General features: G+C 61.3%; 14 protein-coding genes. 5 read left to right on the forward strand and 9 right to left on the reverse strand.

What is annotated here, in order from left to right:
* Positions 1-27: 27 nt before the first annotated feature.
* From PQQ52_RS12440 to PQQ52_RS12460, 5 genes are read right to left on the reverse strand one after another with little or no spacing between them, the layout of a single operon-like run.
* Entirely contained in the window at positions 28-309 is a 282-nt protein-coding gene (locus PQQ52_RS12440; RefSeq protein WP_408211111.1) for a DUF971 domain-containing protein, read from the reverse strand.
* Positions 306-1,319 carry a HEAT repeat domain-containing protein gene (locus PQQ52_RS12445; protein ID WP_408211114.1) on the reverse strand — a complete coding sequence of 338 codons (1,014 nt, stop codon included), beginning with the start codon at positions 1,317-1,319 and terminating at the stop codon, positions 306-308. The genes PQQ52_RS12440 and PQQ52_RS12445 overlap by 4 nt, the downstream gene beginning before the upstream one ends.
* A gap of 53 nt (positions 1,320-1,372) precedes the next feature.
* Complete coding sequence (locus PQQ52_RS12450) at positions 1,373-1,618, reverse strand: 4Fe-4S dicluster domain-containing protein (protein WP_030102639.1); 246 nt, start codon at positions 1,616-1,618, stop codon at positions 1,373-1,375.
* A gap of 25 nt (positions 1,619-1,643) precedes the next feature.
* Positions 1,644-3,377 (reverse strand): fumarate reductase/succinate dehydrogenase flavoprotein subunit, encoded by a 1,734-nt coding sequence (locus PQQ52_RS12455; RefSeq protein ID WP_408211117.1) that lies wholly within the window; start codon positions 3,375-3,377, stop codon positions 1,644-1,646.
* The gene (locus PQQ52_RS12460; protein ID WP_408211120.1) at positions 3,374-4,153 is read right to left on the reverse strand and encodes a GntR family transcriptional regulator; all 780 of its coding nucleotides are present in this window, start codon (positions 4,151-4,153) and stop codon (positions 3,374-3,376) included. The genes PQQ52_RS12455 and PQQ52_RS12460 overlap by 4 nt, the downstream gene beginning before the upstream one ends.
* A gap of 235 nt (positions 4,154-4,388) precedes the next feature.
* Here PQQ52_RS12460 and PQQ52_RS12465 point away from each other — a divergent pair, with 235 nt between their 5' ends.
* The 5 genes from PQQ52_RS12465 (at position 4,389) to PQQ52_RS12485 (ending at position 11,169) form a co-directional block, all read left to right on the forward strand.
* Positions 4,389-5,711 (forward strand): LLM class flavin-dependent oxidoreductase, encoded by a 1,323-nt coding sequence (locus PQQ52_RS12465; RefSeq protein WP_408211123.1) that lies wholly within the window; start codon positions 4,389-4,391, stop codon positions 5,709-5,711.
* Between the two features lie 309 nt (positions 5,712-6,020).
* On the forward strand, positions 6,021-7,367 hold the full coding sequence (locus PQQ52_RS12470) for an LLM class flavin-dependent oxidoreductase (RefSeq protein ID WP_408211126.1): 1,347 nt from the start codon (positions 6,021-6,023) through the stop codon (positions 7,365-7,367).
* 34 nt (positions 7,368-7,401) lie between these two features.
* Entirely contained in the window at positions 7,402-8,241 is an 840-nt protein-coding gene (locus PQQ52_RS12475) for a CmcJ/NvfI family oxidoreductase (RefSeq protein ID WP_408211128.1), read from the forward strand.
* Positions 8,242-8,470: 229 nt separating this feature from the next.
* Positions 8,471-9,844, forward strand: a complete 1,374-nt coding sequence (locus PQQ52_RS12480) for an MmgE/PrpD family protein (RefSeq protein ID WP_408211131.1) — start codon at positions 8,471-8,473, stop codon at positions 9,842-9,844.
* The gene (locus tag PQQ52_RS12485) at positions 9,841-11,169 is read left to right on the forward strand and encodes an LLM class flavin-dependent oxidoreductase (protein WP_408211134.1); all 1,329 of its coding nucleotides are present in this window, start codon (positions 9,841-9,843) and stop codon (positions 11,167-11,169) included. The genes PQQ52_RS12480 and PQQ52_RS12485 overlap by 4 nt, the downstream gene beginning before the upstream one ends.
* Before the next feature lie 98 nt (positions 11,170-11,267).
* Here the strand turns inward: PQQ52_RS12485 and PQQ52_RS12490 are convergent, their stop codons facing one another.
* From PQQ52_RS12490 to PQQ52_RS12505, 4 genes are read right to left on the reverse strand one after another with little or no spacing between them, the layout of a single operon-like run.
* Positions 11,268-12,137: an amino acid ABC transporter ATP-binding protein gene (locus tag PQQ52_RS12490; RefSeq protein WP_408211136.1), complete on the reverse strand. Its 870-nt coding sequence runs from the start codon at positions 12,135-12,137 to the stop codon at positions 11,268-11,270.
* Positions 12,124-12,930, reverse strand: coding sequence for an amino acid ABC transporter permease (locus tag PQQ52_RS12495; RefSeq protein WP_408211138.1), 807 nt, complete (start codon positions 12,928-12,930; stop codon positions 12,124-12,126). Before PQQ52_RS12495 ends, PQQ52_RS12490 begins: the two co-directional genes overlap by 14 nt.
* Entirely contained in the window at positions 12,920-13,681 is a 762-nt protein-coding gene (locus tag PQQ52_RS12500) for an amino acid ABC transporter permease (protein WP_408211141.1), read from the reverse strand. The genes PQQ52_RS12495 and PQQ52_RS12500 overlap by 11 nt, the downstream gene beginning before the upstream one ends.
* Entirely contained in the window at positions 13,678-14,535 is an 858-nt protein-coding gene (locus tag PQQ52_RS12505) for a transporter substrate-binding domain-containing protein (protein ID WP_408211143.1), read from the reverse strand. Before PQQ52_RS12505 ends, PQQ52_RS12500 begins: the two co-directional genes overlap by 4 nt.
* Between the last annotated feature and the right edge of the window lie 201 nt (positions 14,536-14,736).

Below are 14,736 nucleotides of genomic sequence, written 5' to 3' on the forward strand. Positions count from 1 at the left end.
ACAGCCGCCGCCTTCCTACGCCTGCATTCAGGCAATCCCCGCCAGATAGTCCCACGGATAGATGCCCTGCGCGTGTCCGTCGCTGAACGCGATCTGCACGCCGTAGCCCATCGGCTGCATGTCGACAATCGCGACGTGCGGCTCGATTCGCGCCGCCTTGCCCGTATGCGTCAAGCGACGGCATGTTGAACAAGGACACCGTTCTCTGAGCGTGGCGTTGTCGATCCACTGCGTTTGGCCATCACGCCACGTCACGGACAGTCGCCCCGTCGCGGCATGAATCGTCACGTGTTCGGGCGTGTTCATCATTGCGCTCTTTCAATTTGCGTCAACGCTATACGTGCGGCCTTGCGTACTTCCGGATCGGCATCGGCATCGGCCGCGGCTGCGTGCAAGGCGGGCAACGACGCTGCGTCGCCCAGCTCGCCAAGCGACAATGCCGCTTCCTTGCGCAGGTTGCTGATTGCATGCGTGAGCAGCGCGGCGACCGCCGTGCTCGCGGTTGCGTTTGCGTTTGCATTACCGAGTTTGCCCAGGGCGCGGACCGCCTGCAAACGGACTTGCCAGTAGTCGTCGTCAAGTGCCGCGATCAGTGCGTCCTGCGCGCCCGAGACGCGCAGTTTGCCGAGCGTGGCCGCCGCTTCTTCACGGACTTGCCACGCGGCATCGCGTAAGGCGCTCAATAGCGCGGCGACGGTTTCTTCGGTTGCTGCTGCTCCGATACCTAAGGCGCCGATTGCCGCGCGCCGCACGGCGGCGTTCGGATCGTGTGCGGCGACAGCAGTAAGAGGGCCCAGTGCGTGCTCGCTCTTCAACCAGCCGAGCACACTGACTGCTTCGAGTCGCACGACATCTTCGCTTGCCGCCAGCGCGGTTAGCGCGGGTTGCAGTGCGCCCGCGTAGCGTAATTCGCGCAGACCACGAAGCGCAGCCTGGCGCACGAACGGATCGCAATGTGTGGTCCACGGCGCGAGCAGCGGTCCCGAATCGGGACTTTTCAGATTGGACAGACTCTGCGCGGCCGCGTCGCGCACATCCTCCGCACGATCCGCCAGTGCTTCGCACAGTGCCTCGACCGAGTCGGCGCGCTCCCACGCACCGAGCACCTCGGCGGCTTGAGCACGCACGTCTGATGACGTGTCGCTGCGCAAGGTGGCGACAATCGGTCCGAGCACGGTTTCGTCTTCGAGGTCGGCGAGCGCGAGGAGGGCGATGCGGCGCACGGCGGCGTCCGTGGACGCCAACCTCGGCAGGAGTTCGGCGGCTTCCGGATCGAGTGAATCGGGGTCGAACGTAAGCGGAAGCGAAATGTCGGTCATGAGTTAAACCCGGATTGATAGGGAAGCAGCGCTTTAGTCTGGATGGCTCGCTACTAGCGCAGCAGATAAGGAATGTCGACCCTGACCGCATCGGTTGGGCAATCTTTCTCGCACGGCATGCAGTACCAGCATTCGTCGAATTTCATATAGGCCTTGCCCTTGGTCAGGTCGATCGCGAGCAGGTCGAGAGGGCATACATCCACGCAGACCGTGCAGCCCTTGTCGGCGATGCATTTGTCTTCGTCGATCGTGACTGGCGCTGCGCTGCGCTGGAAAATGTTGTGCGGTGTCGTAGACATAGTGACTCTGTGGCTCCGTGGTTCCTTAGATGTCCGCGAGCGCGGGCTCACCGATTCGCAGGTTCTGATAGGCCTGACTTTCCCGGTTGTCGAGTGGCACCACGTACGGTTCAACGGCGCGCTTTTCGCTGACCATGTGGCCCGCTGCGTCTTTCTTCAGATGCGTGTGGCAAAACCACTCCGCGTCGTTGCGCTGTGGGAAATCGACGCGATGGTGGTACAGACCCCAACGGCTCTCCGTGCGATACAGCGAAGCGTGCGCCGCCATTTCGGCGCAGTCGCGAATCGCCCGCACTTCCGCGGCGCGCATCAGTTCGTGCGGATTGTCGGCCTTGATCTGGTCGATATCGGCGGCAATTTCAGCGAAACGTTGCAGGCCGATTTCCATCTTGCGCGTGACCTTCGGCGGTTGGAGATAGTCATTCACCATGCGGCGCAGCTTGTATTCGACTTGGGCCGGCGCAAGCCCCGTTTCCCGTTCGAGCGGTGCATAGATCCGTGTCCGCTCAGCGTCCACCTGCGCGTTATCGAGCGCTGCATGCTCACGACCCTCGACGTATTGCGCCGCGTTCTGACCCGCGAACCAGCCATAGGTGAATGCGCCCAGCATGTAGTTGTGCGGCACCGCAGCCATGTCGCCGGCCGCATAAAGACCGGCAATCGTGGTCTCCGCGCGCTCGTTCACGTAGACCCCGGACGCGCTGTGGCCACTGCAAAACCCGATCTCCGAGATGTGCATTTCGATCATCTGCTGCCGGTAATCCGTGCCGCGTCCCGCATGAAATCGTCCGCGGCTCGGGCGTTCATTCGTGTGCAGAATCTGCTCGATGGTTTGAATGGTTTCTTCGGCGAGATGGTTGAGCTTCAGAAACACGGGCCCGTTGCCGCTTTGGAGTTCCTGATAGAACTCCCACATCATCTGGCCACTCCAGTAATCGCATTCGATGAAGCGTTCGCCCTTGCCGTTTGCGGTGAAGCCGCCGAGAGGGCCGGTCACGTAGGCACATGCAGGACCGTTGTAGTCCTTGATCAGCGGATTGATCTGGAAGCATTCGAGGTTCGCTAGCGCGGCGCCCGCGTGATAGGCCATCGCGTAGCCATCGCCGGCGTTAGTTGGGTTCTCGTAGGTCCCCATCAGATATCCCGAGGACGGCAAACCGAGACGTCCCGCCGCTCCGCAGCAAAGAATCACCGCCTTGGCGCGCACCACGTAAAAATCCGCTGTACGGCAATCGAAGCCCAGCACGCCACAGGCGCGCCCTTGCGCGTCAGTCAGAACGCGTGTGACGACGATGCGATTGGTGATTGCAATGCGCGCGCGTTTGAGCTGCCGGTAGAGTACTTTCTTGATGTCATGGCCTTCCGGCATCGGTAGAACATAGGAACCCATGTGATGCACTTTCTTGACCGCATAGTCGCCCGTGCCGTCTTTTTCGAACTTCACACCCCAGCGGTCGAGTTCTTCGATGGTCTTGAAGCTGTGCTGTGCGTAGGCGTAGACGGCTGCCTGATCGACAATGCCATCGTTGGCAATGGTAATTTCCCTGGTGTACTGCTCGGGCGTCGCATGGCCGGGAATGATGGCGTTATTCAGACCGTCCATGCCCATCGAAATCGCGCCGCTGCGTTTGACGTTGGCCTTTTCCAGCAGCAGAACCTTCAGATCTGGATTCTGTTCCTTTGCCTTGACGGCAGCCATCGGACCGGCCGTGCCGCCACCCACGACCACCAGGTCGTACTCGATCACGTGCGTATTCATTTCGACTTCCTTGTGGTCTTCTTCTCTTTCTGACGGTCGATGCGAAAGCGGTACTGAAACGCGTCGCCGCGGAAATAGAGATATTCGTAATCGATCGGCGTACCGTCCGCACTATGCGTCAGACGCTCGATGCGAAGTACCGGGCTGCCTTCTTCAACGTTCAGTGCTTCGACGATTTCATCGTCGGCGAGAATCGCGTCGATGGAGACGTCGGCGTGGCCGAGCGGCACCGCGCAGTCGTTCTCGAGAATGAGAAAGATGTCGCGCGTGACGAGGTCCGCGTTGGCGAGGCGTTTGCCTAAGGCTTCCGGAACCCAGGTGATTTCGAGCGAGACTGGCTCACGATTGAGCATCCGCACACGATGGATTTCGGCAACTTTCGCGCCTTCGGACAACTTGAGGCGATCGGCGACGTGTGCGGTGGCCGGAATGAAGTGGATATGTTTGAGCTGGTTGACGATTTCATATCCCATCGACGACATCGCTTCGGCAAAGCCTTGCAGCGCGCTGACATTCTGGAAGGCTTTCGGCTTGGAGACGAAAGTACCCTTGCCGTGCAGTTTGAAAACAAGACCTTCCTTTTGCAGATCGCCGAGCGCTTGCCGAACGGTGATGCGGCTGACGTTGAACATCGCACAGAGGTCGTTTTCAGACGGCATCTGGGAATGGGCCGCATACGTGCCATCGAGAATACGTGAGCGCAACGCCGTCTTTATCTGCTCGTAGAGCGGAGGCGCGGACAGAGGAAGCACGTTGGCAGAGTCGGGTTTCAGCATGATTGGGGGTTTTCTGTACTTGTTATGACAAGTTGAGTCACAGTCTAGTGATGGAGCCTTGACGCGCGAACGAAGATTTTGTGCTTTGCTTTTCTGCGGGAAAGCTTTCGGCGTGTCGGTTGGCGCGGGCGCCCCGGCGCATCGGGCTCGACAGGTGGGTGTAGCGAGTGGGGGGCAAGCAGCGTCGGCGAAGGACGATTAAACTGCTTTGACCTTTGCGATGGAGCCTCGCCACATGTCACGTCAGCTTCGCCTCGGCGCTTTCATGCGTCCCACGACGATTCATACCGGCGCATGGCGCTATCCCGGCGCGTACCCAGACGCCAATTTCAATTTCAGCCATCTGAAGCGCTTCGCGCAGACGCTCGAGCGCGGCCGCTTTGACGCGTTCTTCATGGCCGACCACCTCGCGGTCCTCAACATGCCGCTCGATGCGCTCAAGCATAGCCACACGGTGACGTCGTTCGAACCGCTGACGCTGCTGCCTGCGCTGGCTGCGGTCACTGAAAGGCTGGGGCTCATCGCAACCGCGTCGACCACGTTTGACGCGCCTTATCACGTAGCCAGGCGTTTTGCCTCGCTCGACCATATCAGCGGTGGCCGCGCGGGATGGAATCTCGTCACGACGTCAAATCCCGATGCCGCGCTCAATTTCGGTCTTGACGAGCATGTCGAACACGACGAGCGATACCGGCGTGCCCGCGAGTTCTTCGATGTGGTCACCGGGCTCTGGGACAGTTGGGCTGACGATGCGTTTATTCGCGATGTTGAAAGCGGCACATTCTTCGATCCACAAAAACTGCATGTGCTGAACTATAAGAGCGAGAACTTCTCGGTGCGTGGTCCGTTGAATATTGCGCGCCCCATTCAGGGATGGCCCGTCATCGTGCAGGCCGGTTCGTCGGAAGCAGGGCGCCAGATTGCGGCCGAAACCGCGGAGGTGGTGTTCACCGCGCAAAGCCTGCTGGCTGACGGCAAGCGTTTCTATGCCGATGTGAAGGGCCGCATGGAAAAACTCGGACGCCAACGCGATCACATGAAGATACTTCCGGCCGCTTTTGTGGTCGTCGGCGATACGTTGGAAGAGGCGCTGGAAACCCGCGCGCGGCTCGACACATTCGTTCACTACGAGAGTGGAATCGCGTCATTGTCGATAGCATTGGGGCACGACGTGTCCGGCCTCGATCCGGACGGCCCACTGCCCGAGATCCCCGAGACCAATGCGAGCCGCACCGCGTGGCAACGGGTGGTCGAATGGGCGCAGCGCGACGGGTTGACGATTCGCCAGCTCGCTCAGCGCATTGGCGGATACTCGGGACTCGAAATGGTGGGCACGGCGAAGATGATCGCCGATCAGATGGAGCAATGGTTGGTGGAAGAGGGCTCGGACGGGTTCAACGTGATGTTCCCGTATTTGCCCGGCGGTCTCGACGACTTCGTTGACAAGGTCATTCCCGAGTTGCAAAAGCGCGGCTTGTTCCGACGCGAATACGAAGGGGCAACGCTGCGCGAAAATCTCGGATTGCCACGGCCTGAGAACCGGTTTTTTTCTGTGTGAGATAGCCGAACCGAAAATTGGCTATTAAGTCGGCTTATTTCACGATGCGTTCGACAGGTAGCGCAAACCCGGGTGCCGGGTTTGCAGCGGGGCCGGGCAAAGCAGCGCTTACGCTACGCGGTTGCGGCCGCTTCCCTTGGGCGCCACGCGCGCCGGTCGAGGCTCATAAGGTTATGAGTTTTGCTTGGTTGCCGCGCGCCACGCAGCGCGCTAACGTCGACCCGTTTAGTACCGGGCCCACTCAATCCGTTCAGCTGGCCGATCGACGCAGTGCGGGATCTACCCGTCAATTTTCCATCGCGAACTTCCATGAGCAAACGTAGCGGGCACCTGCGCCTCGGCGCTTTTCTCTATCCTGCCGGACACCATATTGCGGCGTGGCGGCATCCCGAGGCACAGGCGGACGCCGGTGTTAACTTCCGTCACTATGTCCGGCTCGCGCAAGCGGCCGAGGCCGCGAAGTTCGATCTGATTTTTCTCGCCGACGGTGTGGGTACCCGCGGCGACAACGTCGACTTTCTCAGCCGCACGGCGCACAGCTACGTAGCGCAGTTCGAGCCGATTACGTTGCTTTCAGCGCTCGCGGCGGTGACTGAGCGCATCGGTCTGGTCGGCACGGCCTCGACGAGTTTCAACGAGCCGTATCACATTGCCCGCAAATTCGCGTCGCTCGATCACATTAGCGGAGGGCGTGCCGGTTGGAATCTGGTCACCTCGTCGAGCGAGCACGAAGCGAAGAATTTCAACCGCGACAGGCATTTCGATCACGCCGAGCGCTACGCGCGTGCCACCGAGTTTGCGGAAGTCACAGAGGGTCTCTGGGACAGCTGGGAAGACGACGCATTCGTTCGCAACAAGGCTGAAGGGCGTTTCTTCGACCCCGTCAAACGGCATGTGCTGAATCACAAGGGGCGTTTCTTTCAGGTCAAGGGGCCGCTGAACGTTGCCCGCTCCCCGCAGGGGCATCCGGTCGTCGTGCAGGCCGGGTCGTCCGAAGCAGGGCGGGACCTGGCTGCCAGAACGGCCGAGGTGATTTTCACGGCGCAGCAAACGCTGCAGGACGCGATCGATTTTTACGCGGACGTGAAGGGGCGTATGCAGACCTATGGCCGTGATCCGGACGATCTGAAGATCATGCCCGGCGTGTTCCCGATTGTCGGCCGAACCGAAAGCGAGGCGAGGGAGAAGTTCGAGCAGTTGCAGTCGCTCGTCGATCCGAAGGTTGGGCTTGCACTGGTATCCGGACTGACCGGTGGGTTCGATCTCTCGGATTATCCACTCGACGGCCCGATCCCGGAGCTGCCGGAGACGAATGCGAGCAAGAGTCGCCAGTTGTTGACGCTCGAACTGGCTCGCCGCGAGAACCTCACGATCCGTCAGCTGTATTTGCGGGTTGCGGGCGCGCGCGGCCATTGGCAACTCGTCGGCACCGCAGCCCAGATCGTCGATCAACTCGAAGAGCGCTTCGTGAATCATGGCGCGGACGGCTTCAACGTGATGCCACCGGTACTGCCGGATGGTTTAACCGATTTCGTCGAACTGGTGGTGCCTGAGCTGCGGCGACGCGGACTATTCCGCGAGGACTATGAAGGCCGCACGTTGCGCGAGAACCTGGGGTTGCGGCGGCCTGTACACAGGCACCGTGCGCAGCTTTGACAACGAATCGTTTTAACGTGATGAGGACGTGAACATGAGCGATATCGTCATCGACACACCGGTGTCCGCTGTGGCGGTCCAGGCGGAATTGAACTACCTCGAGTTCACCGGCGAGAAGCCTGTCTCGTACCAATACGAACCGCCGCCGGGCGTGCCGAAGCGTAGCGGCGTGTATCAGCCGCATCGGGTGAGCATTTCAAATGCACGCGTCGCACCGCCACCTGGCGTGTTGTCGCTCGATCGTAACGGCTTCGAACTGCATCGGCACGCTAGCGCATTAAGCGATTTCTCGGATCCGGAGAAGATCGAATCTGTCTACTATCGGGAAGCAGAACAGCTTCTGAAACAGGCCGCCGGCGCGCGCCGGGTGGCCGTGTTCGATCACACGCTGCGTGACGGCAATCCTGAGCGCGCCCGGGGCGTAAGAGAACCGGTCAAGTACATCCATAACGACCAGACGTTTGTGTCGGGGCCACGGCGGGTGCGCGATCATCTGCCGGCAGATGAAGCGGAGCGTTTGCTGCAAGGCCGCGTGGCGATCGTCAACCTGTGGCGTCCCATTGGAGAAACGGTGCAATCGTCGCCGCTCGCGTTGTGCGATTCGCGCAGTATTACGCTCAACGACCTGGTCGCATCGGACCTGGTTTATCCCGACAAGGTCGGCGAGACGTATGCGTTGGTCTTCAATCCGCGGCACCGTTGGTACTACTTTCCGCACATGTCGCCCGACGAATTCCTGCTGCTGAAGATTTACGATTCGGCGGGCGACGGAATCGCGCGTCTGACGGCCCATACGGCATTCGACGACCCCACTTCGCCGGCCGATGCGCCGCCGCGCCGAAGCATTGAACTGCGCGCGCTGTTGTTCTTTTGAGTGACGGGTTGCGCTAACAGGCAGGGGGGGGCGGGCGTCTGCTGCAGCATCGCAGAATATGCTATATCGAAAGCGTGAATTCTTGTTTGTTTGTGACGAGGCGTTTCGTTAGCATGCGGCGTTTGGGTCGTTGTCCTGCCTCTTTAGTCGGCGCATCTTTTGACTGTCGTCGCGCGAGGTGCAGGCAACGCATTGCCCAATGCGATTTCACCGCTCTCACGCCTTCGACATGCCAAGCCCTTATGCTCACAGCGTCGGCCAGCAGGCCGCCGGCATTACGCGACGGCTGGCCGTCGCGATCACGCAAGCATCGCCTTCCCGGGACGCCAGCGCGATAGCCGCAGCCAGACGCGGCATTCTCGATTTCCTCGCTGCCGCGTTTGCCGGTGCGAGCGACAGCGGCTATCAAAAACTCCTGACGGTCAGCGCCAATGACTCACGAGGCGAAGCATCGGTGATCGGCAGCGCCGCTCGAGCATCGGCCCAGCAGGCTGCCTTGCTCAACGGTTATGCCGGGCACGCGCTCGACTACGACGACGTGCACAGCAGCGTAAGAGGCCATCCCGCGACGGTATTGCTGCCAGCACTGTTCGCGCTGGCGCAGACACGAGGCAGCAGCGCGCTCGATTTGCTCGACGCCTATGTAGTAGGGGTGGAAACGATGGCGCGCCTCGGTCTCGCACTCGGCAGCCGGCATTACGAGCAGGGGTTTCATAACACCGCGACGTTGGGCGCGCCTGGCGCGGCCGCCGCTGCGTCTTATCTGCTGAAGCTCGATGCGGCGTCCGTTGAGAACGCGTTGGGTCTTGCCGCCACGCAGTCCGCCGGCCTACGTCTGCAGTTCGGCAGCGAAGCGAAACCCCTGCATGCCGGGCTCGCGGCACGCGCCGGGGTGTTCGCCGCTGAGCTCGCGGCGGCAGGATTACAGGGTTCACCCGAGGCGTTGGACGGACCCATCGGTTTTTTCGCCGTGTTCAGCGGCGGCGCCGCACAACCCGAACGCGTGCTCGAAGCGTGGGGCGCACCCTGGCAAATCACGGTGCCGGGCCTGTACTTCAAACCGTGGGCGTGCTGTACCGCGACGCACTACGCCGTGCATGCCGCATTGACGTTGCGCGACACGTACCGTCTTACGCCCGATGACATCGGCGAAGTGACGGTAACGTTTCCGCCCGGCGGCGATACGCCACTGTCCAGAGATTTACCTTCCACCGGTCTCGAAGCGCGTTTCAGCGTCGCCTACGCGGTTGCGGCCGCGCTGACGGATGGCTCGCCCGGCCTCGCCACCTTTGCCGATGTGCCCGTGCGCGACGACCTGATCGCGCTCGCGCGACGCGTGGCGAGCCGTCACGATGAAACCGCGGCGCGCGCCTCGACCGATCCCGCTACCCGTTTCTCGACCGTGGAGATCGTATTGCGTAACGGCACGGTGCTGAGTCATAAGACCGATCGTCTCTATCGCGCGGAAGATCTGCACGCGAAGTTCGCGGACGCCACCGGCCACGACGAACGCCTCGCTTTCATTCCGGCGCATATCGACACGATGCAGAGCACCGCCGACCTCGCTTCACTTTTCAATGTCTTCGCACAGATCCACGTATGAGCACGAATAACAGCAGCACCCGCAGGCAGATGCGTCTCGGGCTCTTCATTCAGGGCGCGGGACACCATGTCGCCGGTTGGCGGCATCCTGACGCGCAGGCAGGCAGCGAGAATCTGGCGCTGATGCAACGCATCACGCAGACCGCCGAGCGCGCGAAGTTCGACATGGTTTTTCTGGCCGACGGCCTTACTAGCGGCCCCGACGCGCATCCGTCGATGGCGATGCGGCTCGAACCGTTGTGCTTGCTGTCCGCGCTCGCCATGGGCACGCGCCACATCGGTCTCGCCGCTACGGCCTCGACCACGTATGGCGAGCCATATCACGTTGCGCGCGCGTTTGCTTCGCTGGATCATCTGAGCAGCGGACGTGCGGCCTGGAACGTCGTGACGACGTCGTACGATCGCACGGCCGCGAATTTTACGCGTGGCAATCACCCGGATCACGCGTTGCGCTATGAAATGGCGGGCGAATTCGTCGACGTCGTCAAGGGACTGTGGGACAGCTGGGATGACGACGCGGTTCTCAAGGACAAAGCGCGTGGCCTCTACTTCGATCCCGCCAGGGTTCATACGCTGGACCACAAGGGGCAGTTTTTCTCCGTCAAAGGCCCATTGAATGCGTCGCGCCCGCCACAAGGACATCCCGTGGTGATTCAGGCTGGCTCGTCCGGGCCAGGTCAGGACCTGGCCGCGCGCACGGCGGAAGTGGTGTTCACCGCGCAGCAGACGATAGAAGAAGCACAGGTTTTCTATCGCGATCTGAAAGGCCGGCTGCCGAAGTTCGGCCGTGAAGGCGAACAGCTTCACGTGATGCCGGGCGTGTTTCCTGTGATCGGCAGAACCGAGCAGGAAGCGAAAGACAAATACGCGCAGTTGCAGGAGTGGACCGATACATCGGGCGCATTGTCACTGCTATCCGACCGGCTCGGGCATGACGTGTCGAAGTATCCGCTCGATGGTCCGTTGCCGGAGCTGCCTGAATCCGATCAGTTGAAGAGCCGCGCCAAACTGCTGACTGATCTTGCTCGCCGCGAGAATCTGACCTTGCGCGAGCTGTATTACCTGGTGGCCGGCGCGCGTGGGCACCGCATCGTATGGGGCACACCGACGCAGGTGGCGGATGCGCTCGAGGAGTGGTTCACGGGCGAGGCGGCCGACGGCTTCAATATCATGCCGCCATATTTCCCCGGCGGTCTCGACAACTTTGTCGAACTCGTTGTGCCGGAATTGCAGCGGCGCGGGTTATTCCGCACCGAATATAGCGGCACCACATTGCGCGATCATCTCGGTTTGCAGCGGCCCGTGAGCCGGTATGCGGGGCAGTGAAGCACGGAAACTGAAGCACGGAAAGTAAAACGCGGCGTCTGCGGGGCAGACGCCGCGTCGTTCAAGCTCGTATCGCCAGCTGCGTCGTACTAGCCTGCCTAGATCGCGAAGTGGCGCAGATCCAGTTGTAGCGGCGCGCGAGCCGGGGCCGCGCGTGCGGCCTCCGGCGCAGACTGGGTATGTGCCAGAAACTCGCGTGTACGCGGACTGACCGGCGCGCGGAACAGCGCGTTAGCTGGGCCGTGTTCGACAATCACGCCGGCCTCGGTGAAATACACCGTGTCGCTTACTTCTTCGGCAAAACGCATCTCGTGCGTAACGAGCACGCAGGTCATTCCGTCTTTCACCAGATCGCGGATCACGGTCAGGACTTCGCCTACGGTCTCCGGGTCGAGGGCCGAGGTCACCTCGTCGAAGAGGATCAGATCCGGCTGCATCGCGAGTGCGCGTGCAATCGCCACGCGCTGTTGCTGACCGCCGGACAGTTCACCCGGGTACGCATGGGCCTTGTCCGCGAGGCGCACTTTCTTCAGGAGATCGTAAGCGGTGCGGGTGGCGCCGGCCTTGTCGCGGCCCAGAATGCGCACTGGCGCCACCACCAGATTGTCCAATACGCTCAGATGCGGAAACAGGTTGTATTGCTGGAATACGAAACCGACGCGCTTGCGCAATTCGATCTCATCGCGTTCCGAGGCAAGCCGGTCGACACGGGTACCGTCGACTTCGATCTCGCCTTGTTGTGGACGCAACAGTCCGGTCATGCAGCGCAGAATCGTCGACTTGCCTGACCCGGACGGCCCGATGATCGACACGGCTTGTCCGCGGAACACCTCGAGGTCGATACCCTTGAGCACCGGTGTCGAGCCGAATGAAAGATGCACGTCGCGCAACCGGACCAGTGGGCGCACGGCTGCTGCAGCGGCTGCAGTAGCGGCTGCAGGGGCGAGCGAGACATCAGCTGAAAGCATAGCGTTTCTCAAGAAGGCGGGTGAAGCGCGCGATCGGGTAGCAGTAAGCGAAGAACAAGCCGGGCACAGTGAAATAGACGAGGACCGTGAAATCCGCGCGCGCCACGGTATTGCTCGCAACCTGCGCGGTGTCCAGCAGATCGCGTACGCCCACTAGCGACGCCAGCGCGGTTGCCATCGTGATGCTGGCGTAAAGGTTCATCCATGGCGGCAACATCCGCTTCACGCATTGCGGCAGGATGATCCAACGGAACACCTGGGTTCGGCTGAATGCAAGCGAACGTGCGGCGTCCCACTGCGCATGAGGGATCGACTGGATCGCGCCGCGGAAGATCTCGGCGAAGTTGGCGCTGGCGGGCAGCGCGAGGCCGAGCGTGACCTTGAACCAGTCGGGAAACGGCACGATATGTTGGCCGAGTGCGATTTCGAATGGAAACACGTAGGTCGAAAAATAGATCAGCACGAGCAATGGGGCATTTCGAAATACCTGCACATAGCTGCGGGTAATCAGGCGAATGCCCCGAACTGGCGACAGCAGCAAGGGGCCGAGCGCGAGGCCGATGAGTGTGCCGAGCGCGATGGCAAGCAGGCTGATTTCGATGTTGACCCACAGAGACTTGCCGAGCGCCGGTGCCCACGTGATGAGCGCGGCAAGCGCTAAATAGCGTGGACCATGAACGATCTCGTGTTCGGCCAAAGCCAGCAGGGCGGCGAAGCCGACCACACTGGCCAGGGCGAGGAGGGAACGGTACCGCCCGTCCCGCGCGGGTACCGTGATGGATTCAGTGGCCATAGCCGGGCATCCTCAGGCGGACTTCAAGCCAGCGTCCCGCGCGATTGATCGCGAAGGTCAGCAGACCGAAGAACAACAGAACCAGGATCATCAATTCGAGCACGTTGTCGCGCTGCGTCCAGATCATGATCGACGCATACGTGATGTCGCCGACGGCGATTGCCGAGGCGACAGTCGTCATCTTCACCAGATCGACCATGTTGTTGACGAGCGCGGGCATGGCAAAGCGCAGGGCGAGCGGCAACTGCACGCCCCAAAGGCGCTGGCGACGGCTGAAACCGAGCGACTGCGCCGCTTCGAGCGTGGCGCGCGGCACCGCTTCAATGCCGGCGCGCAGCGCTTCGGCATGAAACGCGCCTTTGTGCAGTGAAATCACGATCGCGCTCCAGATGAACGGCGTCAGCGGATTGCCGCCCAGATTGCGCAGTGCCTCGCTGATCAGCATGTTGATCACCAGAAAGGCACAGAAAAGCTGCACGAGCGTCGGCGTATTGCGTGTGATTTCGACGAACACGCGAGCGGGGCGCGCGAGTGCCGGACGCGGCGAAGTGAGCAGCGCCGCTAGCGCAATGCCGGCGATAAGGCTGCCAATTATCGTGACAAGCGACAGTTCGAGCGTGACCAGCATGCCGTGCAGGAACGACGCGAGTTCGTCAGGCGCGAGCACGAAACTGTAGTTCAGACCGATCTTGCTGATCGCATTCACCGCTGCCGCAGCGGCATGCGATAACACTTCAGTCGGCGCGCTCATGCACCTTGCGCCTTGTACTTCGCATGCAGATCGAGCACCGCTTGCGAAGGCTGCATGCCGTTCTTTTTCTCGGTGTCGATCGGCCAGCCGCTGCGATGCCAGTCCTGCACGATTTTTTCGAGCGCGCTTTGCGTGTCCGTCTCGCCCTTGCGAACCCAGATCACGGACGGCGACGGAATCAGCTCGTTCGATACCGGGATGGTGTAGTCCTTCCAGTCCGGATTACGCGCAACCAGCAGGCGCAAAGTCGGCGCGACGTGGACCGCGGCGACGCAATTATTGCCGCGCAGCGCGAGCAGCGACTCTGGCTGGCCGCGAAATGCCTTCACCTGTGCGCCATATTCTTCGGCGAGTGGCTTCGTATAGTTGCTGCCTTGCGAAACGCAGACGGGCTTGCCGCGCACATCGTTCCACGTTTTGATGCCGCTGTCCTTGCGGGTGATGAGGGCGCCGCCGATTTCCTCGAACGGCGTGGGCGGGTAGGAGAAGATCTCCGCGCGCTCCTTCGTGACTTCCATGTTGGCGATCAGGGCGTCGACCTTGCCTTGTTGCAGGAACTGCACGCGATTCGACGGCTGGACTGGCGTCAGTTCTACATCCACACCGAGGCGCCTGGCGACGTCGTTCGCGAGATCGATATTAAAGCCGAGCGGTTTCTGGGTGGCCGGGTCCAGCGAGCCGAACGGCGGCCCCGACAGGATTACGCCGATGACGATCTTGTGCCGCTGATGAATCCGGTCGAGCGTTGTGTCGGCGTGGGCGGCACTGGTGCCCAGTGCTGCAAGAAGCATGACGGCGCGTAATGTGCGGAATGCGGCGCGCTGGAGGGTGGGGCGGGTCGGTCGGCTGAACATGGAAGGATAGGCTGAATACGGAATCGCCTATTCTCGGCATGTGTGGCGCCGGAAAGAACCAAGGATTTTTCATACCGTTATCTGATTCGCGCATTTATGCAGACGCGAGCGTCGTTGTAGCAATGAAATGGACGAGATAGCGGATTTGAAGCCCATGGCATGGATGCCATTCTGATAGTAATTGGGAATGAAGCGTCGCTA

This window comes from Paraburkholderia sediminicola (genome assembly GCF_046030555.1).
GTDB classification, from domain to species: domain Bacteria; phylum Pseudomonadota; class Gammaproteobacteria; order Burkholderiales; family Burkholderiaceae; genus Paraburkholderia; species Paraburkholderia sediminicola_E.